General features: G+C 52.2%; 15 protein-coding genes and 4 tRNA genes. 14 read left to right on the top strand and 5 right to left on the bottom strand.

What is annotated here, in order from left to right; all coding sequences use genetic code 11:
• The 10 genes from wzxE (at window position 1) to CHU32_RS19090 (ending at window position 8,073) form a co-directional block, all read left to right on the top strand.
• Window positions 1-1,251 carry a lipid III flippase WzxE gene (wzxE, locus tag CHU32_RS19135; RefSeq protein WP_103677591.1) on the top strand — a complete coding sequence of 417 codons (1,251 nt, stop codon included), beginning with the start codon at window positions 1-3 and terminating at the stop codon, window positions 1,249-1,251.
• A complete protein-coding gene (locus CHU32_RS19130) occupies window positions 1,248-2,315 on the top strand; it encodes a TDP-N-acetylfucosamine:lipid II N-acetylfucosaminyltransferase (protein WP_103677590.1) in 1,068 nt (355 codons plus the stop codon). The genes wzxE and CHU32_RS19130 overlap by 4 nt, the downstream gene beginning before the upstream one ends.
• Window positions 2,312-3,658 carry an ECA oligosaccharide polymerase gene (gene wzyE, locus CHU32_RS19125; protein ID WP_103750912.1) on the top strand — a complete coding sequence of 449 codons (1,347 nt, stop codon included), beginning with the start codon at window positions 2,312-2,314 and terminating at the stop codon, window positions 3,656-3,658. Before CHU32_RS19130 ends, wzyE begins: the two co-directional genes overlap by 4 nt.
• Window positions 3,659-3,669: 11 nt before the next feature.
• Window positions 3,670-4,410: a lipopolysaccharide N-acetylmannosaminouronosyltransferase gene (gene wecG, locus CHU32_RS19120; RefSeq protein ID WP_103677588.1), complete on the top strand. Its 741-nt coding sequence runs from the start codon at window positions 3,670-3,672 to the stop codon at window positions 4,408-4,410.
• Between the two features lie 343 nt (window positions 4,411-4,753).
• Window positions 4,754-6,136: a bifunctional threonine/serine APC transporter ThrP gene (gene thrP, locus CHU32_RS19115; protein ID WP_103677587.1), complete on the top strand. Its 1,383-nt coding sequence runs from the start codon at window positions 4,754-4,756 to the stop codon at window positions 6,134-6,136.
• 105 nt (window positions 6,137-6,241) lie between these two features.
• Window positions 6,242-6,318: transfer RNA gene (locus CHU32_RS19110), tRNA-Arg, on the top strand.
• Between the two features lie 55 nt (window positions 6,319-6,373).
• Window positions 6,374-6,449: transfer RNA gene (locus CHU32_RS19105), tRNA-His, on the top strand.
• 24 nt (window positions 6,450-6,473) lie between these two features.
• Window positions 6,474-6,560, top strand: a tRNA-Leu gene (locus tag CHU32_RS19100).
• Between the two features lie 38 nt (window positions 6,561-6,598).
• Window positions 6,599-6,675, top strand: a tRNA-Pro gene (locus tag CHU32_RS19095).
• Between the two features lie 171 nt (window positions 6,676-6,846).
• Window positions 6,847-8,073: an anaerobic sulfatase maturase gene (locus CHU32_RS19090; RefSeq protein ID WP_103677586.1), complete on the top strand. Its 1,227-nt coding sequence runs from the start codon at window positions 6,847-6,849 to the stop codon at window positions 8,071-8,073.
• Between the two features lie 40 nt (window positions 8,074-8,113).
• Here CHU32_RS19090 and CHU32_RS19085 read toward each other — a convergent pair whose 3' ends face one another.
• A complete protein-coding gene (locus tag CHU32_RS19085) occupies window positions 8,114-9,766 on the bottom strand; it encodes a sulfatase-like hydrolase/transferase (protein ID WP_103677585.1) in 1,653 nt (550 codons plus the stop codon).
• Window positions 9,767-10,737: 971 nt separating this feature from the next.
• On the opposite strand from CHU32_RS19085, the gene CHU32_RS19080 reads away from it, so the two are divergent.
• The 4 genes from CHU32_RS19080 to CHU32_RS19065 all read left to right on the top strand — a co-directional run bounded on the left by CHU32_RS19080 (window position 10,738) and on the right by CHU32_RS19065 (window position 18,143).
• On the top strand, window positions 10,738-12,600 hold the full coding sequence (locus CHU32_RS19080) for a fructose-specific PTS transporter subunit EIIC (RefSeq protein ID WP_103677584.1): 1,863 nt from the start codon (window positions 10,738-10,740) through the stop codon (window positions 12,598-12,600).
• Between the two features lie 44 nt (window positions 12,601-12,644).
• Window positions 12,645-15,266: a glycoside hydrolase family 38 N-terminal domain-containing protein gene (locus tag CHU32_RS19075; protein WP_103677583.1), complete on the top strand. Its 2,622-nt coding sequence runs from the start codon at window positions 12,645-12,647 to the stop codon at window positions 15,264-15,266.
• Window positions 15,267-15,281: 15 nt separating this feature from the next.
• Window positions 15,282-16,142: a carbon-nitrogen hydrolase family protein gene (locus CHU32_RS19070; protein WP_103677582.1), complete on the top strand. Its 861-nt coding sequence runs from the start codon at window positions 15,282-15,284 to the stop codon at window positions 16,140-16,142.
• Window positions 16,143-16,214: 72 nt separating this feature from the next.
• Entirely contained in the window at window positions 16,215-18,143 is a 1,929-nt protein-coding gene (locus tag CHU32_RS19065; RefSeq protein WP_103677581.1) for a BglG family transcription antiterminator, read from the top strand.
• A 44-nt stretch (window positions 18,144-18,187) separates the two neighbouring features.
• On the opposite strand, the gene hemY is transcribed toward CHU32_RS19065, so the two are convergent.
• The 4 genes from hemY to hemC are packed head-to-tail and all read right to left on the bottom strand — an operon-like array spanning window position 18,188 to window position 22,259.
• Complete coding sequence (hemY, locus tag CHU32_RS19060) at window positions 18,188-19,384, bottom strand: protoheme IX biogenesis protein HemY (RefSeq protein WP_103677580.1); 1,197 nt, start codon at window positions 19,382-19,384, stop codon at window positions 18,188-18,190.
• Between the two features lie 2 nt (window positions 19,385-19,386).
• On the bottom strand, window positions 19,387-20,559 hold the full coding sequence (gene hemX / locus CHU32_RS19055) for a uroporphyrinogen-III C-methyltransferase (RefSeq protein WP_103677579.1): 1,173 nt from the start codon (window positions 20,557-20,559) through the stop codon (window positions 19,387-19,389).
• A 21-nt stretch (window positions 20,560-20,580) separates the two neighbouring features.
• The gene (gene hemD, locus CHU32_RS19050; protein ID WP_103677578.1) at window positions 20,581-21,321 is read right to left on the bottom strand and encodes a uroporphyrinogen-III synthase; all 741 of its coding nucleotides are present in this window, start codon (window positions 21,319-21,321) and stop codon (window positions 20,581-20,583) included.
• Window positions 21,318-22,259: a hydroxymethylbilane synthase gene (hemC, locus tag CHU32_RS19045; RefSeq protein ID WP_103677577.1), complete on the bottom strand. Its 942-nt coding sequence runs from the start codon at window positions 22,257-22,259 to the stop codon at window positions 21,318-21,320. The genes hemD and hemC overlap by 4 nt, the downstream gene beginning before the upstream one ends.
• Window positions 22,260-22,432: the final 173 nt, after the last annotated feature.

Raw genomic sequence — 22,432 nt, 5'->3', positions numbered from 1 at the left:
ATGTCACTGGCGAAGGCTTCAGTGTGGACTGCCGCGTCCACACTGGTGAAAATCGGTGCGGGACTGCTGGTGGTCAAACTGCTGGCGGTTTCCTATGGCCCGGCAGGCGTGGGTCAGGCGGGTAACTTCCGCCAGTTGGTCACGGTGCTCGGCGTGCTCGCCGGCGCAGGCATTTTTAACGGGGTGACGAAATTTGTTGCCCAGGCGCAGGACGACCCGGCCCGGTTGCGCACCGTTGTCGGGACTTCGTCGGCCATGGTGCTGGGGTTTTCCACGCTGCTGGCGCTGGTTTTTGTCCTTGCCGCCGCGCCCATCAGTCAGGGATTGTTTGGTCATAGCCACTATCAGGGGCTGGTGCGGTTAGTGGCGCTGGTGCAGATGGGCATCGCCTGGGCAAACCTGCTGCTGGCCTTTATTAAGGGCTTCCGTGATGCGGCAGGCAATGCGCTGGCGCTGATCTCCGGGAGCATTATCGGCGTGGTGGCCTATTACGCCTGTTATCGGTTCGGGGGTTATGAAGGTGCATTGCTTGGGCTGGCATTAGTGCCGGCGCTGGTGGTCATCCCGGCGGCGATGGTGCTGGTTAAACGTGGCACGTTCCCGTTGCGCTACCTGAAACCACAGTGGGATACATGGCTGGCGGGCCAGCTGGGCAAGTTTACTCTGATGGCGCTAATCACCTCCGTGACGCTGCCGGTCGCGTATGTGATGATGCGAAACCTGCTGGCGGCGCACTATAGCTGGGACGATGTGGGGATCTGGCAGGGCGTGAGCAGCATTTCCGATGCCTACCTGCAATTTATTACCGCCTCGTTTAGCGTTTATCTGCTGCCGACGCTCTCCAGGCTGACAACAAAGCAGGAGATTAGCCGGGAGATTGTCCGTTCGCTGAAATTCGTTCTGCCCGCGGTGGCGGTGGCGAGTCTCACCGTCTGGCTGCTGCGCGATTTCGCCATCTGGCTGCTGTTCTCGGCAAAATTTACGGCGATGCGTGATCTCTTCGCGTGGCAGCTGGTGGGTGACGTATTGAAAGTGGGCGCTTACGTTTATGGCTATCTGGTGATCGCCAAAGCCTCACTGCGGTTTTATATCCTGGCGGAAATCAGCCAGTTTGTCCTGCTGATGGCCTTTTCGCACTGGCTTATCCCCATGCATGGGGCGTTGGGCGCGGCGCAGGCTTATATGGCAACGTACATTATTTATTTCACGCTCTGTAGCGGCGTATTTTTACTTTGGCGTAGACGGGCATGACAGCACTGATACACGTACTGGGATCGGATATCCCGCATCACAACCTGACCGTCCTGCGGTTCTTTAATGAGGAGCTTGCCGCCACGAGCGAGCACGCGCGCGAGTTTATGGTCGTGGGACGTAACGCGGCCTACCCGGCGCTGTCATTGACCTGCTATGCGGATAAAAAAACGCTGGCGCAGGCGGTGATTGCCAGAGCGAAAGCTGACCGCAGGCAGCGCTTTTTCTTCCACGGACAGTTTAATACCGGCCTGTGGCTGGCGCTGCTCAGCGGCGGGATTAAACCCGACCAGGTGAGCTGGCATATCTGGGGGGCGGATCTGTACGAGGTATCGAATGGGTTAAAATTCCGCCTGTTTTATCCTCTCCGTCGTCTGGCGCAGGGACGGGTGGGCTGCGTGTTTGCCACCCGCGGCGATCTGAGTTATTTCGCCGAACGCCATCCGCGCGTGCGGGGTGAACTGTTGTATTTCCCGACCCGGATGGAACCCTCGCTCAATACTATGGCCGACGCGATCCATCGTGACGGCAAGCTGACGATTTTGATTGGTAACTCCGGCGATCGCAGTAACGATCACATTGCCGCGCTTCAGGCGGTTCATCAGCAATTCGGTGATACGGTAAATATCATTGTGCCGATGGGCTACCCGCCGAATAACGACGCATACATTGCGGCGGTTCGCCAGGCGGGACTGGCGCTATTCAGTGAAGAAAATCTGCGTATCCTCAGCGATAAGCTGGAATTTGACGAATACCTGGCGTTGCTCAGGCGCTGCGATGTGGGCTATTTTATCTTTGCCCGCCAGCAGGGAATTGGTACGCTGTGTTTGCTGATTCAGGCAGGCGTACCGTGTGTTCTCAACCGGCAAAATCCGTTCTGGCAGGATATGGCAGAGCAGCATATTCCGGTGCTGTTCACTACCGACACGCTGAATGAATCGGTGGTCCGTGAAGCCCAGCGCCAGTTAGCCTTAGTCGATAAAAATAGTATTACCTTTTTCAGACCCAATTATCTGGAGCCGTGGCACCGGGCGTTGCGGATCGCGGCAGGAGAGGAAGCATGAGTCCGATGCAATTCTGCGGCCTGCTGGTGGTCTGGCTGCTCTCCACTTTATTTATCGCTACGCTGACGTACTTCGAGTTTCGTCGCGTGCGCTTTAACTTCAACGTCTTCTTTTCGCTGCTGTTTCTGCTGACCTTTTTCTTTGGTTTCCCGCTGACCTGTATTCTGGTATTTCGTTTCGATGTCAGCGTGGCTCCCCCGGAAATCCTGCTTCAGGCGTTGCTGGCGGCCGCCTGTTTTTATGCGGTCTACTATGTGACGTACAAGACGCGGCTGCGCGCCGCCAATCGCCTTACGCCATGGCGGCCGCTGTTTACCATGAACCGGGTAGAAACGCACCTGACCTGGCTCCTGCTGATGGGCATTGCGCTGCTCAGCGTTGGCATTTTCTTTATGCACAACGGTTTCCTGCTGTTCCGCCTGCACTCCTACAGCGAAATCTTCTCCAGTGAAGTGTCCGGCGTGGCGCTCAAGCGCTTCTTCTACTTTTTTATTCCGGCAATGCTGGTGCTCTATTTCCTGCGCCAGGATGCCCAGGCATGGCTGTTTTTCCTGGTCAGTACCGTCGCCTTCGGTATGTTGACCTATATGATTGTCGGCGGCACCCGCGCCAATATCATTATCGCGTTCGCCATTTTTCTGTTCATCGGCATTATTCGCGGCTGGATTTCACTGTGGATGCTGGCGGCGGCGGGCGCGTTCGGCATTGTCGGCATGTTCTGGCTGGCGCTCAAGCGCTACGGACTGAACGTCAGCGGCGACGAGGCGTTTTACACCTTCCTGTACCTGACGCGGGACACCTTCTCGCCGTGGGAAAACCTGGCGCTACTGCTGCAAAACTACGATAAGATCGAGTTTCAGGGGCTGGCTCCCATCGTGCGTGATTTCTATGTTTTCATCCCCACATGGCTATGGCCGGACCGTCCAGGGATTGTGCTGAACACGGCAAACTATTTTACCTGGGAAGTGCTCAATAATCATTCCGGACTGGCGATTTCGCCGACGCTGCTGGGGTCACTGGTGGTGATGGGTGGGGCGTGGTTTATACCGCTCGGCGCGGTTACCGTTGGGTTGATTATCAAATGGTTCGACTGGCTGTATACCCTGGGCAACCGGGAAACGAATCGTTATAAAGCGGCTGTCCTGCACAGTTTCTGTTTTGGCGCTATCTTCAACATGATCGTGCTGGCGCGTGAAGGGCTGGATTCATTTGTTTCGCGCGTAGTATTTTTCCTGGCAATTTTCGGCCTCTGTTTGCTGGCGGCCAAGCTGTTGTACTGGCTGTTTGAAAGCGCGGGCCTGATCCGCAGACGTTTCCGGCCACTGCCGCAACCTCAAGCCTGACAAGGACTCTCATGACGAATATGACTTCTGCACCGTCTTATACTCTCCGTGGCCTGACGCTAATTGGCTGGCGTGATATGCAGCATGCGCTGGATTATCTTTACGCAGACGGTGAGCTACGTAAGGGAACGCTGGTTGCCATCAACGCGGAAAAAATGCTGGCCGCAGAAGACAATGCCGAAGTCCGCGGCCTGATTGAAGCAGCGGAGTTTAAGTACGCGGATGGCATTAGTGTTGTTCGTTCGGTACGCAAGAAATACCCGGATGCCCGGGTGTCGCGTGTGGCGGGGGCGGATTTATGGGAAGCTCTGATGGCCCGGGCAGGCGCAGAAAACACACCGGTATTTTTGCTGGGCGGCAAGCCTGAGGTACTGGCGCAGACGGAAGCGAAACTGCGTAGTCAGTGGAACGTCAATATTGTTGGCAGTCAGGATGGCTATTTCAAACCGGAGCAGCGGCAGGCGCTGTTTGAACGTATCCGCGACAGCGGAGCGAAAATTGTCACCGTCGCCCTGGGGTCGCCGAAACAGGAGATCCTGATGCGCGACTGCCGCCTGGTTCATCCCGATGCGCTCTATATGGGCGTGGGCGGGACATACGATGTGTTTACCGGCCACGTCAAACGTGCGCCAAAGGTGTGGCAGAATCTCGGGCTGGAATGGCTCTATCGGCTGTTGTCTCAGCCCAGCCGTATCACCCGCCAGATCCGCTTGCTGCGTTATCTCGGCTGGCACTACACCGGCAAAATGTAACGCTGGTACCCCTTGCCGGGTAGCGGCTTCGCCTTACCCGGCCTGTGCTTCATTGGCTTATCAGATATCAGGGTGCGTTATACCCGTAAGCCCGTGCAAGCGACAGCGCCGCCGGGCACGCGGTCAACAGCGGCCTCTGCGTTGTTATGTTTCTGGGTGACCACGTCGCTTACCCAACCTGTCTCCTGCCTGTTTATTGTGCAATGAATTCACTTCTTCTCATCCTTTGTTTGCCATTTCACGAAAATTGTTAAACCATTCGTGCGCGTTCATTCGCGTAAAAACATTTTTTACACATAACAAGAACCGGCACTGCCCGGAAATTTGCAAGCACAGAGGATTTATGGCTGAGAAACAACCGGAGCTTCAGCGAGGACTGGAAGCCCGACATATCGAACTTATCGCCCTGGGGGGCACCATTGGCGTAGGCTTATTTATGGGGGCGGCAAGCACCCTGAAATGGGCCGGGCCATCCGTTTTGCTGGCCTATATCATCGCGGGTTTGTTCGTCTTTTTCATCATGCGATCGATGGGCGAAATGTTGTTCCTTGAGCCGGTCACCGGCTCCTTTGCGGTTTACGCGCATCGCTATATGAGCCCGTTCTTTGGCTACCTCACCGCCTGGTCGTACTGGTTTATGTGGATGGCGGTGGGCATCTCAGAAATTACCGCCATCGGCGTTTATGTCCAGTTCTGGTTCCCGGAGATGGCGCAGTGGATACCGGCGCTGATTGCCGTCGGACTGGTGGCGGTAGCGAACCTCGCCGCCGTCCGTCTGTACGGCGAAATTGAGTTCTGGTTTGCGATGATCAAAGTCACCACCATTATTGTGATGATTGTGGTGGGCCTCGGCGTTATTTTCTTTGGGTTTGGTAATGGCGGCCATAGCATTGGTTTCGGCAACCTCACTGAGCACGGCGGTTTCTTTGCCGGTGGCTGGAAAGGCTTCCTGACGGCGTTGTGTATCGTTGTTGCATCGTACCAGGGCGTTGAACTGATCGGTATTACCGCCGGGGAAGCGAAGAATCCGCAGGTCACGCTGCGCAGTGCGGTCGGCAAAGTGCTGTGGCGCATCCTGATTTTTTACGTCGGTGCGATCTTCGTTATTGTCACTATTTTCCCGTGGAATGAAATCGGTTCTAACGGCAGTCCGTTTGTTCTGACCTTTGCAAAAATTGGTATTACGGCGGCGGCTGGCATTATCAACTTCGTGGTGCTGACGGCAGCGCTGTCCGGTTGTAACAGCGGAATGTATAGCTGCGGGCGTATGCTCTACGCGCTGGCGAAAAACCGTCAGTTACCGGCGGCGATGGCCAAAGTGTCCCGTAGTGGCGTGCCGGTGGCTGGCGTGACGGTTTCCATCGTTATTCTGCTTATCGGCTCGTGCCTGAATTACATCATTCCCAATCCGCAGCGCGTCTTTGTCTATGTTTATAGCGCCAGCGTGCTGCCGGGCATGGTGCCGTGGTTTGTGATCCTGATAAGCCAGCTGCGTTTTCGCCGTGCACATAAAGAAGCCATTGCCAGCCATCCGTTCCGTTCGGTGCTCTTTCCGTGGGCTAACTACCTGACCATGGCGTTCCTGATTTGTGTACTGGTAGGGATGGGTTTCAACGACGATACGCGGATGTCGCTCTTTGTCGGGATTATTTTTATGGCTGCCGTAACGCTTATTTACAAGGCTTTTGGTCTCAATCGCCTTAGTTCTGGACAGAAACTGAAGTAATAAGCGACAAAATGCGCAAAGCATAACCAAACGCGCATTTTATTTAAAAAGGCACTAGACAGAGGGGTGGGAAGTCCGTATTATCCACCCCCGCAACGGCGCTAAGCGCCCGTAGCTCAGCTGGATAGAGCGCTGCCCTCCGGAGGCAGAGGTCTCAGGTTCGAATCCTGTCGGGCGCACCATTAACCCGGTGCTGGAGCTGCGGTGGTTTTTATACCGCGTAAAAAGATTTCAGTGGTGGCTGTAGCTCAGTTGGTAGAGTCCCGGATTGTGATTCCGGTTGTCGTGGGTTCGAGCCCCATCAGCCACCCCATTAGATTTAAGAGTTTTGTGGAATGCGAAGGTGGCGGAATTGGTAGACGCGCTAGCTTCAGGTGTTAGTGTCCTTACGGACGTGGGGGTTCAAGTCCCCCCCCTCGCACCACTACTTAAATTGAACTAAAAAGTCAAAAAGCAGTACATCGGCGAGTAGCGCAGCTTGGTAGCGCAACTGGTTTGGGACCAGTGGGTCGGAGGTTCGAATCCTCTCTCGCCGACCAATTTTGAACCCCGCTTCGGCGGGGTTTTTTGTTTTCTGTGCATTTCTCTGGTGCTTTAAATTCCTCCCTCCGCAATAAATGCCGCACCGGCACCCAGCCACAACGCTATGATGTAGGCCGTACCAGCACTTATCTCTGGTGAGATCATCCCCTGCTAACGGATCTGCAAAAATGACTCAACGTGCTTTTCACGCCATGGCTAAACCCAGCGGTTCAGACTGTAATCTGAATTGCGCCTACTGCTTCTATCTGGAAAAACAGTCTCTTTATCCGCACGCCAGTACCTCATCCTGTCGCATGAGCGAGGTGACGCTTGAGACTTATGTTCGTCATTACATCGCCTCTGTCGATCCCAAAGACGAGGTGGCATTCACCTGGCAGGGCGGTGAGCCGACGCTGCTGGGGCTGGATTTTTACCGTAAAGCGGTAGCGTTACAGGCAAAGTACGGGCAGGGCCGACGGATTAGCAATAGTTTTCAGACCAATGGCGTGCTGCTTGACGATGAATGGTGCCAGTTTTTTGTGGAGCATCATTTTCTTATTGGTTTGTCTCTGGATGGCCCGGCAGATATTCATAATGAATATCGGGTGACAAAAGGTGGCAGACCGACCCACAAATTGGTAATGCGTGCACTCCAGCGGTTACAGCAGCACGGTGTTCAATACAATGTGCTGGCCTGCGTTAATCGTCACAGCTCTCAGGAGCCGCAGCGGATTTATGATTTCCTGGTGGACGCTGGCGTTGAATTTATCCAGTTTATTCCGGTAATTGAGCGCCTGGCTGACGGCAACACGGAAAATCATGGTCTGACTCTACACGCGCCTGGCGGTGAATCACACGCCCTCACGCCCTGGTCGGTGCATGCGGACGACTACGGCGAGTTTCTCATTCGGGTATTTGACTGCTGGAGAACGCGGGATGTCGGCAAGGTATTTGTCATGAATATCGAGTGGGCCTTCGCCAGTTTTGTTGGTGCGCCCGGAGCCGTATGCCATCATCAACCTACCTGCGGACGTTCAGTGGTGGTTGAACATAATGGGGATGTCTACGCCTGCGACCATTATGTCTATCCTGAATACCTGTTAGGCAACATCACACAGAATACCTTTGCTGAGATGATCGACTCCACGCGTCAGGAAGCGTTCGGCACGGCGAAATACACCTCGTTACCGACTCAGTGTCGTCAATGCGAAGTGGTTAAAGCCTGTTGGGGCGGCTGTCCGAAGCACCGGTTTATGACAACGACAGACGGAGAGCCGGGGCTGAACTATTTATGCAGCGGTTTTCGGCGCTATTTCCGCTACCTGCCGCCTTACCTGAAGGCAATGTCAGACCTGATAGCCAGCGGACGCCCGGCCAGCGATATCATGAACGTGCATCTGCTGGTGAAGAAGTAAAAAACGGCCCGTAAACGGCCCGTAAACGGGCCGCATCATATTACATTTTGATTTGCACTTTTGGTGGGTACTTTTTAAGTATTTCCATGTAGTTGTGCATTTCTGACTGTAACGGAACGCCCATCGGGATATGCCGTATGCCGATACTGTCAGTTTCCTGTGGATCGGTATAGAGATTAAACATCGCTGTACCGGCCGTTTTGACAATAGAGCCGGTGAAGCCGCCCTGATAACCGCTCTTCGTAAAGGCGTAAGGATCCTGAATAATCAGATGATATTTGAACTCATCAATACGCACGGCAGAAAGCTCACCATTCAGGAAGTAATGCTCTGCTTTACGATTTGATTGGCCATCTTTGCCCAGGAAGAAGGAACTCTGGTCGATACCGTCGATAAAGGTCGTTTTCGGTACCAGTTTACTCACTTCCGCACCGCCTTTGCCTGCCAGCGCCAGGCTGGTCGGGAAGATATCGGAAAGGTCGAACAGACCATCTGATTTACGGGGCTGGATCATACCTTTCCAGTAAACGAACGTCGGCACACGTACGCCACCTTCCCATGTAGATCCTTTCGCGCCGCGGAACGGCGTGTGACCATGTGGCGGAACTTCGGCTTCCGGACCGTTATCAGATGTGAAGATGATCAGCGTATTGTCGATTTGTCCGGTATCTTCCAGCGACTTGTACAGATTGGCAAATACATCGTTCATTTCAACCATGCAATCACCGTAGGAGGTACGTGCAGGGGAACGACCAGCATAATGCGCATTAGGATAGTTGTCGAAGTGACAGCCGCGCGTGCCATAGTAGAGGAAGAAAGGTTTATCGCTTCCTTTCATTTTCTTAATGAAGTCCATTCCGTACTTCATCCAGCGCTGATCGAGATCGCGCATATAATCTATAGTGATCTCGCTAACGGCTTTTTGCTCGCCGCCGCGTACAGCGTGAACATCATCTTTGCTGAACTGTAGCTTTTTAATAAATTCCGAACGTGCCGGGCTCAATGCCACTTCAGGATTCACATTTTCATCGCGCCATTCCGTGTACATATCAGACACGGAATTAAAGCCACGGAAATCATCAAATCCGACATTCTGCGGTTGTGAGCCTTTGTTTTCACCCATATGCCATTTACCAATGGCCTGGGTCACGTAGCCCTGATCGTGCAGTAATTGCGGCAGCGTCGTTAACCCTTCAAGGCCGCCTGGCATACCGTACATTGGTGGCATCAGGATGCCGTGGTGAACAGAGTACTGACCGGTCATGATGGAGGCGCGGGTAGGTGAAGAGCTGGGTTGCGAGTAGGCGGACGTCAGAATCAGCCCCTGGTTGGCAACGGCATCAATATCCGGGGTTGGGTTACCGACGGTGATACCACCACCGTTAAAACCCACATCCATCCAGCCTACATCATCCATAATGAAAACAACGATGTTGGGTTTTTTGCCGGTTTTTTTCTCAATATCTGCCAGCTTTTGCAGCGTTTCTTTATCCTGAGCAGGATGAGAAATGACGGGCATCATATTATCGGCAAGGGTAGTGGTAGGTTGCACCAGGTACTGGTTAGGATGGTCGTATCCGGCAGCGCCTTTTGTGGCAGTGGCAACGGCAGGCGTTTCTGCGGCACCTGCCAGCATGGGGAGCGCAGCAGAAATAGCCAGTACAAGCGCTCTCCGGGAGAAAGATAGTTCCATTATAAAAGCTCCAAATGTATGTCATTTATGTATAAAGAAATGGCAATCTGCGAGCGGACAATATCTCTGTTTAACTGTATTAAAAGCTAATTGCATCCTGATACAACGGCTTAAGTGATTTCGATCAGATAAAGAGAGGATGAGTTCGCTCGTGATTAAATACTACTCCCGCCAGCCGAATATTGTAAACCTGATAATTAAACGGGAGGTTTTTGATTTATATATTCATATAAATGATGTTTGCAATCCTTTGTTTGCTCGTTATTTATCGGGCAAGCCTGGTATTTATATATGAATAATCAATTTAATTTATTCTTTTATTTAAATTAAATATGATATTCATTGAAATGCTGATTAGCCTTTATTTATAAAGGTGGGTTGTTATTAAAACTCAGGTGAATAACGCTTAAGGGAAGCAAAGATCCTGTATCCAGAATACTCTGGATTTGCTCATTCGGGGTGACAGGCTGGTGCTGGTTGTGTAATAATTCGCTATGTAGATGCTCATTCCATCCCTTATGTTCGCCTTCAGGCCTCATAAACCCAGGAATGATGCAGAGCCGTTTACGGTGCTTATCGTCCACCTGCCAGATGTCGCTTCGGCCTCATCAAACATCATGGACATAACGTTGAGTGAAGCACCCATTTATGTTGTCAAACAGACCTGTTTTAACGCCTGCTCTGGTTTCAGAGCAGGCGTTTTTTTAGTTCGCATGTCCATCTCCTCTGATGAGGATAAGGAAAATGTGATCGCCATCGCTATTCTCTACAATATATACCGACAGTAAATCCCCCTCATTTCCTTTTTGCTTGTAACTATTTGAATATAATCAACTATTTTCATGGCTGCCTATTTCCACTTTTAACCGGAAAATCTCAGAATACAAGCATGCAAAGAGAGCTGTTAGTGTAAAACAGCCGTGAAAAAGGCGCATTTTTACCATAAGGATTGGCGAAGGGAAGGGATAAATATGCAATTATCAGCGCTCACCAACACAGGGCTAATCGTTCTCAACAGCGATTTAGACAACAAGGACGATATTATTCGCACGCTGGCGAGGAAGCTCTTCGAAAGCGGCAAGCTTACCTCTGAAGACGCATTTTTACAGGCCGTTTATGAACGGGAAGCCCTGGGCGAAACCGGCATGGGCGGGGGGCTGGCGCTTCCTCACGGTAAGTCTACTGCTGTTAAAGAAGCGTGTTTTGCCGTTATGACTACCCGCAAAGCGGTGCAGGACTGGGAAAGTTTTGAGGATGACGGACAGGTTCGGCATATTTTTCTGCTGGCGATACCTGCCAGTGAATCCGGCAGCACGCACCTGGCACTGCTGGCAAAGCTGATGCAGAACATGGGCGATGAAGAATACAGTGAAAGACTGTTTTCAGCGCAGACGCCCGAACTGTTTTATCAGTACCTTGATACCCCGGTCGCCGATGAAGAAACGACCGGCAATTTTCAAAAAAGCCTTGTTGCTGTTACTGCCTGCCCGGCTGGCGTTGCCCATACTTATATGGCAGCAGACGCGCTGGTTAAAGCTGGCCGGGAGCTTGGCGTGAATATCTATGTCGAAAAGCAGGGCGCGAATGGCATTGAGGGGCGACATACCGTCAATCATCTGAAAACGGCGGATGCAGCAATTTTTGCCGTTTCTGTTGCTGTCAAAGACGTTGAGCGTTTTGCGCATTTACCGCAGCTCAAAGTATCGGTCTCCGATCCAATCAAAGATGCGAAAGGCGTTATCCTCCAGGCCTTAAAGCAGAGTGAATTGCAGCAGAAAGGCGAATTCTGTTCTCCCCAAAACGAGGAGCCTGCCGAAAATACACCGTCGTTTATCGGCAGGATGCTCAATGAAGGGAAAGGCCATCTGATGACCGGCGTTTCTTTTATGCTGCCATTTGTGGTTGCCGGAGGGCTGATCCTTACCATTGGCCTGCTGCTGGGCGGCAGCGATCAAAAAACCGGCATGGCGCATACCGCGATACAGGCTGGTGTGCTGATCTTCTCTCTTATGGTCCCGGTGATCGCGGGTTATATCTCTTATTCTATCGCTGATAAGCCAGGCATTGTTGTGGGTATGGCTGGCGGTCTGATTGCGCGGGAAATTGGCGCAGGCTTTTTAGGCGGGATTGTGGCGGGTTTTATCGCTGGTTTTATAGTCAACCAGCTTAAACGTATCCCGATGCACGCTTACCTGACGCAGTTAAAACCGATCATTATCATTCCGCTGCTTGGCTCCGGGCTGATTGTATTGATTATGTATATTATCGGCGTACCCATTGCCCGTCTGTCGGTTCTGCTGGAAGGCGAGCTAAAAGCGTTACAGGGCGGCAACCTGATTGTACTGGGTATCATCATTGGCGGCATGATGGCCGTGGATATGGGCGGCCCGATTAATAAAGTCGCCTTCGCATTCTGCGCCGGGATGCTGGGACAGGGCGTCTATGCGCCGATGGCCGCCTGCTGGATTGGGATCATGACGCCGCCGGTAGGCCTGGCAGTTGCGACATGGCTTGCGCCGAAAAAATTCAGCGCAGGTGAGAAAAGCAGTTCGATTGCCACTGCCATTATGGGACTGACGGGGATCACCGAAGGCGCTATTCCGTTCGCGGTCGCCGATCCGTGGCGTGTTATTTTGTCTATTGTTATCGGCTCTGCGGCGGGTGCTGCCCTGGCGCTGGGATTAGGCGTTGAAGCATCCGTGCCGAGCGGCGGCATATTTGTAGTACCTTTCTTTCATCATCCAATGCTATTTATTCTGGCGTTCCTCGTCGGTATTGCCGTGACCGCACTGAGCGTGATTACGTTGAAAAAAGACTACGTTGACGTGAACTAAAATGTTACCCGCACCGATGAGGTGCGGCATAAAAGGATGAAACTATGCATTTTAATATCATATCGCATACTCACTGGGATCGAGAGTGGCATAAAACTTTTGAGGAATATCGCGTACGGTTAGTGGCTTTTTTTGATAATTTGATTGACCTACTAGAACACGATCCAGAATATCGTTCATTCTTGATGGACGGTCAGACAATTGTCCTCGAAGATTACCTGGCTATTAAGCCGTATAAAAAACAGCAGCTCCAGCAGTTAATTAAAGAAAAAAGAATTATTGTTGGCCCCTGGTATATTCAGCCGGATGAATTTATTCCCGGCGGCGAATTTCAGATTAGAAATTTGCTGATTGGCCAACAGGTCGCCGAGGAATTTGGTGAAACTATGCAAGTGGGCTACCTGCCAGACTCCTTCGGTCAGGCGGCACAGATCCCCCAGCTTCTTCAGGGCTTTGGTATTGAATATGCGGTATTCTGGCGCGGCCTGACGGAAGAGGAATGCCCCGACCTGGATTTTATCTGGCAAAGTAATGACGGCTCTACTGTTAAAACCACCGTCCTGGCAGAGGGATACGGTAATGCCAGAATGCTCAACGCTTCGCTGGACAACAATGTCGGCGTTATTCAGGAAAATATCGAAAAACTGTACGCAAAATCTGGCAAGCATAATCTATTGCTGATGTGCGGTTTCGATCAGCGCAATGCCAACCCACAGCTTCCTGACATTATCAAAGCGCTGAATGAGCAAATGCCAGCACATCAATTTACGCTCAGTACACTGGAAGAATATCTGGCAGCGGCATTTCGAACGGGAGTTAAAAAAACCGTCACGGGAGAGTTCCGTAAAGGGAAATATATGCGCGTGCATGTCAGCATTGGTATGACGCGGATGGATATTAAACAAGAAAACTATCATACCCAGACGCTGATGCAGCGAATAGCTGAACCACTAATGAGCTGCGCAAGCTTGCAAGGTCTGGATTATTCGAGGGAGTTAGCCCGCCAGGCCTACAAATATATTTTACAAAATCATGCGCATGATTCCATTTGCTGTGTTTGTACCGATAGTACGCATGAACAAATGATGCAGCGTTATCACAGTGCCCGACAGATTGCAAAGGTGCTGGCGGATGATGCCTTTACCTTTATTAGCCATAATATCGCCTGGCAGCAAGCCGGCGTGCCGGTCGTTTTATTTAATTTGTCCGGCACCGCGCGGCGGGGCCTGGAAAAAATCACCCTTGTTACCGGGCTGGAACACTTCCGAATGGTGGATGGTGAACAGCGCCCGGTGAAGATGGATATCATTTCTAAAGCAGTTTTCAATCAGAATGATGTGCAGATCGAAATTGGCAGCAAAAATGAGGACGTGCTGCTTTATCAGTATGAGTTACTGGTTGACGTTGATTTTACTGGTTTTGGTTATCAAACCCTGTATATGCAGCAACACAATGCGATCGCAAATAGCGCAAATCAGCCGCTTTTCGATCGGCAAACGGCAACATTCACAACTGATTATTTCCGCTTACACATCCAGCCGAACGGAGCGCTAACTTATACTGACCGTGCCACCGGCGAATGTTTCACCGATCTTAACTACCTGATAGAAAACGGCAGTGCCGGGGATGAATATGATTATTCTCCACCGCTACAGGATATACGTTGCCATCCGCATCACGTTATGCCGGAGATCCAGATAGTGCATAATTCGACGCTGGCGGCGCAGGTCAAACTGACATTCAATTTTTCCGTCCCGAAGGAAACCTTTGCTGACAGGCGTAGCGATGAGACGCTTAACCAGACTATTGTGTGCCTTGTGAGCGTGAAGAAAGATTGTCGACGGGTGGATTTCCGTACCACGATTGATAATCAGGCTAACAATCACCGTATTTGCGTGACGTTCCGTGATAACCAGCAGGGAGATCGCCATTTTGCTGAGCAGCAATATGGCATGCTTTATCGGGCGAATACCTTAGCCGATCCGCAGGCATGGACGCGTGAGGGGTGGGAAGAGCGTTATTATCCGATCTATCCGCAGCAGAGATACATGGGTTTTGATCATGCCAGCGGCAGGGCGATTATTTTTAATAAGGGGCTGGTTAACTACGAAATTACGGTTAATGACTCGTTGCCAATTGTTTCTATTCCTCTTCTTTGCACAATGGACTATATGGGCAAGCAGGATCTGGTCGATCGCCCTGGCCGTCGTTCCGGCCTGCATTTGCCTGTGCCGGATAGTCTGCTGCATGGTAGTCATACATTTGAGTATGCCTTCATGTTTACCGATGCGCTGAGCGGGGATCTTGCCGCACAAGCTGACTATTATCAGTTGCCACTGACTGTCAAAACGCCGATTAACGCTGGTGGTAATATGGCGGATAAAATGATGCTATTTTCTGTCGGTACACCAAATATCAGCGTAATGGCATTTAAGCGCTGCGAGGTCGGTTCAGGCTATATCTTAAGACTGGTTAATCAATCGGCTGAAAAAATAAAGAATATCCATATTACTATTAACAAAGCATGGTTTACCCGCGCCAGAAAAGCGAACTTAAAAGAGCAGGAATTATATACAGATAATAATTTCACGCTTGCCGATGGCATTCTGGCCATTGAGACAATGAAGGGTAATGAGATTATTACGTTTATTCTGGACAGGTTCTGAAAGGAGGAGCGGTAAATGAAAGTTGCTATCGCGCAGATCACACCGGAAACCGCCAACAAAGGGGCAAATCTGGAAAAAATGCGCCGTTTTGTGATTGACTCTGCACAGCAGGGCGCTGAACTGGTGGTTTTTCCTGAACTTGCGTTAACAGGGTATCATTGCGGCGACCGTTTTTTCGCCATGGCGGAAGAGATCCCCGGCCCGTCAACCGATTTTTTCGTTCAACTGGCTAAAGCGAATCAAATTTATATTATTTGGGGAATGGTAGAAAAAACGCTACCAGGCATGCTCTACAATGCCGCCGCGCTGGTAGGACCGGAGGGATATATCGGTAATTGGCGCAAAAATACCTTGCCGGGCCATGCAACCGATCTCAGCGGACCTGGTGCATTTCCCGATCGTCGCTATTTTAAAAACGGCAGCGGCCTGGAGGTTTATGACACCGCTATCGGGCGGATTGGCGTATTGATCTGCTACGACATCTTTTTCCCTGAACTGGCGCGTTTATTAACGCTGAAGGGCGCAGATATGATTGTCGGCATTTCCGGTTCTCCTGACTTTGAAAAAGATATTTTCGAGCCAATAGTGAAAGTCCGGGCAATGGAAAACACCGTGGATTTTATTTATACCAACCTTGTTGGTCTGGAGGGCGAAACACATTACTGGGGCGGTGGCTGTATTATCGCGGCGGGCGACCGGGATAGCAAAATTCCGGGTAGTCCTCTGATCTGTAAAGCACCCTATACCGGAGAGGGAATAACGCTGGGGATTTTGGATAATCGTAATAAATCCATTCGCGCGTCTTTTCCGGTCTTGCGGGATATTACTACCAGCATGTATGACAATCTGAAAAGCGCGCATGAGAAACTCGTCTGATGCCCAGGCAATGAATGCGTCTGCTGCGGGTGATTTCATCCCGCAGCACATCAAACCACAGGAAGGTGTGCTTTGGCCCCGTTTCCCTATCAGCGACTAGCTTATTTGTTTAATGCTATTCAGGCTGAAACCTTGCCGCAGGAGGAGCTGGCGAAGCGTTTCGCCGTCTCTTCCCGCACGATACGCACCGATATCACGCTGCTCAACGAAATCCTGCTGGAGTATGGCGCGCACATTCACTATGAGCGCGGTGCGGGCTACCGGCTGGTCATTGGGGCGTCCACCGATGTGGCCGCACTGTCGCAGGCGGCAAATGAAGTAAAACCGCTTCCACGCACCAGTAAAGCGCGCGTTTGGCGCTTGCTGGTACGCTTTTTAACCGATCCTATGCCGGTTAAGCTGGACGAGATTGCCGACGAATGGTTTGTCAGCCGCGGAACGCTACAGCAGGATATGCTTGAGGTTAGAGCATTTTTTGAAAAATACCCGTTGATGCTGGAGACGCGCCCACGGCACGGAATCCACGTATCTGGCGCAGAATCGGCCATTCGCAACTGTATAAGTGATATTTTCTGCCAGATGGGTGGCGGCGAAAATAAAATTGAAGTGCAGTCGGCCATGCGGGCATATCTTGGCAATATCGATCTTGACGATATAGAGAAAATTTTACAAAATTGTTTCGATCGTTTTGACATTAAGCTAAGCCATGATGCATTACGTGTTTTGAGTATTAACTGCGCGGTCTCTATTAAACGTATCTCTACCGCTCATGAAATTGTGGAGTGGGAAGTTAGTGATATTGACACTGTAGTTAAACAAGCCAGCCATGAAATAATACAGGGATTGAGTCGTTATCTGGGGAATGCTTTTTCTGCAGCGGAGGTCACGTGGCTACAAATCCAAATTGCCGCTCGTCGGATTATTGTCTCCAGTTCACAGGTACGCGGCGAAATTAACAGCCTTGAAATTACTGACAGTATTTTTAATTACATTAAACGCGTTTATAATTACGACTTACGCCATGATACTAAACTTCATCATGATTTAACGATGCATCTGGTTGCCATGTTTACGCGGGTAAAATACCAGGTCAGTACCGCCAACCCACTGCTGGAAGATATCAAAAAATATTATCCTTTTGCCTGGGATGTCACCCTGAGCGCAATGGCTGAGATCGAAAGCGCGATCCCTTATACACTGAGCGTGGATGAGTTAGGCTATCTGGCTATCCATATTGGCGTTGGGCTGGAACGTAATTATAGTGCGGGCTTTGTGCGTTATCCATGTGTCCTGATCGTCAGCGACTCGGGTAATGCCGTGCAGCGAATGATTGAGGCGAAAATACTCCGCCAGTTTCCACAAATTATTGTTCAACGTATGATTAGCCTGCGTGAGTACGAGTTGCTGGATGCGATAGATGAGGATTTTATTATCTCCACCGTCCGGCTGGCGGAAAAAAATCGGCCCGCTGTTAACGTGGCACTTTTTCCGACGCCTTATCAGATTGAGCAGATAGGCCGCCTGGTCATGGTTGATCGTACTCGTCCCTGGCTACTGGCGCGGTTTTTTGACGAAAAACGCTTTATGATCGTCCGTGGGCCGATGACGCAGGGCGCGCTGTTCCGCCAGGGTTGCAACCTGCTTAAAGCGCAGGGCTATATCAACGATGATTTTTACCCTTCCTTACTTGAGCGGGAATCAATTACGTCCACCATGCTGGGCGAAGGTATCGCTATTCCGCATGCGCTGGGTTTGCGGGCGAAAAAAACAGCGGTTATCACCATACTCGCGCCTAACGGCATCGCGTGGAGCAATAAAGGCGAAGTGGCGTACGTCATTTTTTTGCTGGCGATTTGTAAAGAAGACAGCGAAGAAGCAATGGGTATTTACGACCTGTTTATGACTTTTGTGCGCGAGAAGGCGACCCGGCGTCTCATCAATAGCCAGAACTTTAGCGATTTTCAGTTGATTGCACAGGATAGTTTTGGACGTAGCATATAAAGAAGTGACGGCCCGATAAGCAGAACGTTATCGGGCCGGAGCGGTTACGGTTGCGGGTTATTTTGCAACGTTAACAGCAGGCCGTCGCGACGCATTGCTGCCGCTTCTTCCGGCTTGTGCTGGCGGTCGAGCGTGTCGGCAAGCCAGGCGTAATCAAACGCGTCAGGACGCTGTTTTAGCGCCGCCCGAAAGGCCAGACTTGCTTCCTGCCACTCGCCATGTTTCATCAATGACTGACCAAGCGTGCTCCACAGTAAAGGGCGGTCGCCCGCCGTTTTGATTTGCTGGCGGAGGATTTTTTCCAGTTGCTCCGGATTGTTGGTTTTCAGCCGCGGGATCAGCAACGTTAGACGGTCATCGTAGTGGCGTTTCAACCCGTCGATGATGATCTGCTGCGCGGTGTCATGATCGTTACACTCAATTAAGTGATCGGCCATGGCCACCTGAAGCGGGATCTGCCGGCGGGTCTTGCGGCTCTGATTTTTCCACCACGCTTTCAGACCTTCGCTGCCCTGATCGGCACGCGCCTGATCCATCAGGCCAATCCACGCCTGCTGCTCGAGCATGGCACGTTGTTCCTCATCACCCACATCGGCTTTTGCCATGGACGGGATGATTTCCAGCAGTGAACCCCACGCACCGGTGCGTATGTAAGCCTGCTCGGCCAGTCGCAGCACTTCCGGGTGACGCGGTGCCACTTCCAGTAATCGGTCAACCTCACGGCGTGCCGCATGATTTTCATTACGCGCCAGAAGCAGGCGAGTGCGGGTAATATCCACAGGGATGACATCATTGCCTGCCAGCTCGGCCGCACGTTCAAGATGCTGATTCGCCCGCGCTTCGTCGCCACGTTGCTGTGCCGCTTCCGCTGCCAGCAGGTAGTTGACCACCGGTTGCTCCGCATGATCGGCATTTTTCGACATTAACTTCTCGACCTGCTGATAATCGCCTTCCGCCAGTTTCAGCAGCGCCTGTTCGGTTTGTTTACGAGCACGGCGACGTTTACGCCCGGTAAACCAGCCGCGGGTATGCGCGCCGGTGCGCATAATGCGCCGCAGCAGCCACTCCACGGCAAACAAAACCACCATCGCGAGAACAAGAATGATCACCAGGCCTGTGACGCTGGTTTCAATGTTGTAGGTATCCGTCTGGATAAGCACATAACCTTGATGTCCGGCGACAATGGGGCCAAGTACGATGCCTGCCAGCAGCAATGCAAAGAGTAATAAGACCTTTATCATCATTACTCTCCTTGTGATTGTGGTGCAGCGGCTGGCGCTGGCTCACCTACGGGGGCTGGTTCACCCGCAGCAGGCTGTGCCAGCAAATTACGCACCCGAGTTTGCATCAGTTTTTCCAGAATCGGCTGGCTTTGCAGCGTTTCCGGCACGTCCATGGTGATACTTTGCTGGCTCAGTTGATCCAGCTCGTCAAGGAACGCTTTAGTGGTCGCATCATCGGTATCGTAATATGCGCGAACCCAGGTAGAGACGTTATCAATCGCCTGCTTATAGACTTCATCCTGATGGCGCGGTACAGCCTGTGCGGCCACCAGCAGACGGGAGCGAATATTTTCGCGCAGATAAACGTCCTGGTTTGGAGCCAACAACGGAACGGCGGTTTCATCCCGGCGGCGGACGGTAATAAAGCTGTCCATAAAGCTCTGCCAGCTTTTTTTCAGGTTAACGCGCCATTCACTGAGGGAGCTGGAAAGCTCATCGCTGTCCGAATCCATCGGCGAATCATCGTCGTTGTTATCTGCCAGCCGCAGGTTATCGATTTGGTTAGAGAGCTGGTTCAGCTTGAGGATAATACCGTCATAGTCCACCTGTGAAACGGCAGACAGGCTGGCAATATCGTCGGTAATGGCCCGGCGAGCGGTAATCAGGCTTGGATCGTTCATGTCCGCAAGGCTGGCATCGGCGCTTTTCAGCAGCGCCGCCGCTGTAGTGACATCCTGATCGCTCCACAGTTTGCGTCCGGCCAGTTTTACCAGAAAGTCAGATTGCGCCAGCAGCCAGGTTTTCGCGTCGCTGCCGGAAATGGTGGCGACTTTTTGTTGCACCTCATCAAGCTGTTTTGCCAGCGCGGCCTGCTGCCGGCCCGCGTCGTCAAGCTGGGTGGCCTGCTTCTTAATAATGCCTTCCAGCTCGGTTTTTTGCATTTCCTGCGCTTTTTGCAGCGCCGTAATCTGATTGACCAGCGCGTCGCTGTTCGCGTTTTGCTTAGACGCTTGCTGTTTACCCCAGCTATACAGGCCGACGCCGGAAGCCAGGGCAATGGCGATCGCAACCACGCTAAGCACCAGCGCGGTGTTGTTTTTGCCTTTCTTCTCAGGTTGTTGCGGCTGTGGCGTGGTGTCCACGGCCTCCCTGGTCTCTTCAACCACGGCAGAGGAGTGTTGTTGTTCCGTCATTATGGCTTCCCATTATGAGAGTTATTGTAATGCGCGCAGCAGCGCATCGTTGTCAGCGTTATCGGCGACCTGAATGTCCTGCCAGCCCAAATCCCGGGCGAGGTACGCCAGACGCTCGCTGACGACCAGAAGCCGACAGCGGAGTAACCAGTGCTCACGATACCATTGCGGAATCAGCGACCAGAGCTGTTGCAGCATTTCCCCGCTGGTGACGACCAGGGTGGTGACGCCACGCGCGTGCCAGCGCATCGCTTCTTCCGCACCATCGTAATGTTTTGCACTACGTTGATAACATTCACAAAATATAACGTCAGCGCCACGCGCCGTCAGGGTTTCCCCCAGCAGTTCGCGGCCGCCATTACCGCGTAAGACCAGCGCACGTCTGCCCGCAACGTTCTGTAATTCAGGTAATTGTAGCAACACTTCGCTAATTTCCCGATCTTGTGGATAGCGAATGTCGTATCCGCTCACGGTATGCAGCGCCAGCGCAGTGCTACGGCCAATAGCAAAATAGCGCGGTGCGCAAGGCCAGGATGCGCCCTGCCGCTGAAGCTGCGCATGGGCAAATTCCACCGCATGGCGGGAAAGAGCAAAGACCAGATCGTCTGTATTCAGGGCGGCGAGACGGGCGCTAAGCATCGGTAACTCGCGTCCCGGCATAAATTCAATCAGCGGAAAATTCCAGGCCACCAGCCCGCGTGCGCACAGGCGGCGCACTAATTCTTCCCCTTGCGGGGCAGGGCGGGTAACCAGAATACTCATGCCGGTGATTCTCCGTTATAGACCGCGTTGAGGATCTCCCGCGCGCCGTTCGCCAGCAGCTCGTCGGCCAGCGAAACGCCCATCTGTTCCGCTTCTTCCGGCTTGCCACGACGTTCGCCGCGCACCACCTGCGAACCATCCGGCGCGCCGACCAGCGCCCGCAGCCAGATTTCGCCGTCCACAATTTCAGCATAGCTGCCAATCGGTACCTGGCAGCCACCTTCGAGGCGGGTATTCATCGCGCGTTCTGCTTTGACCCGAATAGCGGTTTCAGGGTGATTTAACGGCGCGAGCAGTTCACGGGTGCGATCGTCATCCATCCGGCATTCAATACCCACCGCGCCCTGGCCAACCGCAGGCAGTGACATTTCCGGGGGCAGCGCCATGCGCACGCGTGATTCCAGATCAAGTCGTTTTAGCCCGGCGACAGCAAGAATGATGGCATCGTATTCGCCGTTATCCAGCTTGCTCAGACGCGTGCCAACGTTACCGCGTAATGAGCGAATAATGAGATCCGGGCGCAGCGCGGCTATCTGGCACTGGCGGCGTAAACTTGAGGTGCCAACGACACCGCCAACCGGCAGCGCATCCAGAGAGGCATGATGGTTTGAGACGAAAGCATCTCGCGGGTCGTCACGCTCACAAATCGTCACCAGCCCAAGGCCCAGCGGAAACTCCACCGGGACATCTTTCATCGAATGCACGGCGATATCGGCGCGATGATCCAGCAGCGCCAGCTCCAGCTCTTTAACGAACAGCCCCTTACCGCCCACTTTCGCCAGCGGCGTATCGAGGATTACATCACCTTTGGTCACCATCGGGACCAGCTCAACGTTTAGCCCCGGATGGCAGGCCATCAGGCGATTTTTGACATAATGTGCCTGCCACAGCGCAAGCGGGCTTTGACGTGTGGCAATTCTTAAAACATTGTCTAACATGCTTGTTACCGTCATTATCATCTACATCCCATCCTAACACTCTTGTCAGCGGGATGTCAGTTTTCACGGGAGGCGCGGAGGGAAGCGTAGTCCAGGATTTACACCTGCAAACGATGCTACACTGGTATGTAGTGCATCTTTCTTTACGGTCAATGCGCAAGGTGTTAGATTGA

It is taken from the genome of Superficieibacter electus (genome assembly GCF_002915575.1).
In the GTDB taxonomy this organism is placed as follows: Bacteria; Pseudomonadota; Gammaproteobacteria; order Enterobacterales; family Enterobacteriaceae; genus Superficieibacter; species Superficieibacter electus.
This window is presented reverse-complemented; position numbering and strand designations above follow the sequence as displayed.

What these genes read in the sequence shown, in the direction of transcription:
- hemD (WP_103677578.1), bottom strand. Translation starts at nt 21,321, where the DNA reads ATGAGTATTCTGGTTACCCGCCCTGCCCCGCAAGGGGAAGAATTAGTG.
- CHU32_RS19080 (WP_103677584.1), top strand. Translation starts at nt 10,738, where the DNA reads ATGCAATTATCAGCGCTCACCAACACAGGGCTAATCGTTCTCAACAGC.
- wzxE (WP_103677591.1), top strand. Translation starts at nt 1, where the DNA reads ATGTCACTGGCGAAGGCTTCAGTGTGGACTGCCGCGTCCACACTGGTG.
- CHU32_RS19070 (WP_103677582.1), top strand. Translation starts at nt 15,282, where the DNA reads ATGAAAGTTGCTATCGCGCAGATCACACCGGAAACCGCCAACAAAGGG.
- CHU32_RS19075 (WP_103677583.1), top strand. Translation starts at nt 12,645, where the DNA reads ATGCATTTTAATATCATATCGCATACTCACTGGGATCGAGAGTGGCAT.
- CHU32_RS19090 (WP_103677586.1), top strand. Translation starts at nt 6,847, where the DNA reads ATGACTCAACGTGCTTTTCACGCCATGGCTAAACCCAGCGGTTCAGAC.
- wecG (WP_103677588.1), top strand. Translation starts at nt 3,670, where the DNA reads ATGACGAATATGACTTCTGCACCGTCTTATACTCTCCGTGGCCTGACG.
- hemY (WP_103677580.1), bottom strand. Translation starts at nt 19,384, where the DNA reads ATGATAAAGGTCTTATTACTCTTTGCATTGCTGCTGGCAGGCATCGTA.
- wzyE (WP_103750912.1), top strand. Translation starts at nt 2,312, where the DNA reads ATGAGTCCGATGCAATTCTGCGGCCTGCTGGTGGTCTGGCTGCTCTCC.
- thrP (WP_103677587.1), top strand. Translation starts at nt 4,754, where the DNA reads ATGGCTGAGAAACAACCGGAGCTTCAGCGAGGACTGGAAGCCCGACAT.
- CHU32_RS19085 (WP_103677585.1), bottom strand. Translation starts at nt 9,766, where the DNA reads ATGGAACTATCTTTCTCCCGGAGAGCGCTTGTACTGGCTATTTCTGCT.
- CHU32_RS19130 (WP_103677590.1), top strand. Translation starts at nt 1,248, where the DNA reads ATGACAGCACTGATACACGTACTGGGATCGGATATCCCGCATCACAAC.
- hemC (WP_103677577.1), bottom strand. Translation starts at nt 22,259, where the DNA reads ATGTTAGACAATGTTTTAAGAATTGCCACACGTCAAAGCCCGCTTGCG.
- hemX (WP_103677579.1), bottom strand. Translation starts at nt 20,559, where the DNA reads ATGACGGAACAACAACACTCCTCTGCCGTGGTTGAAGAGACCAGGGAG.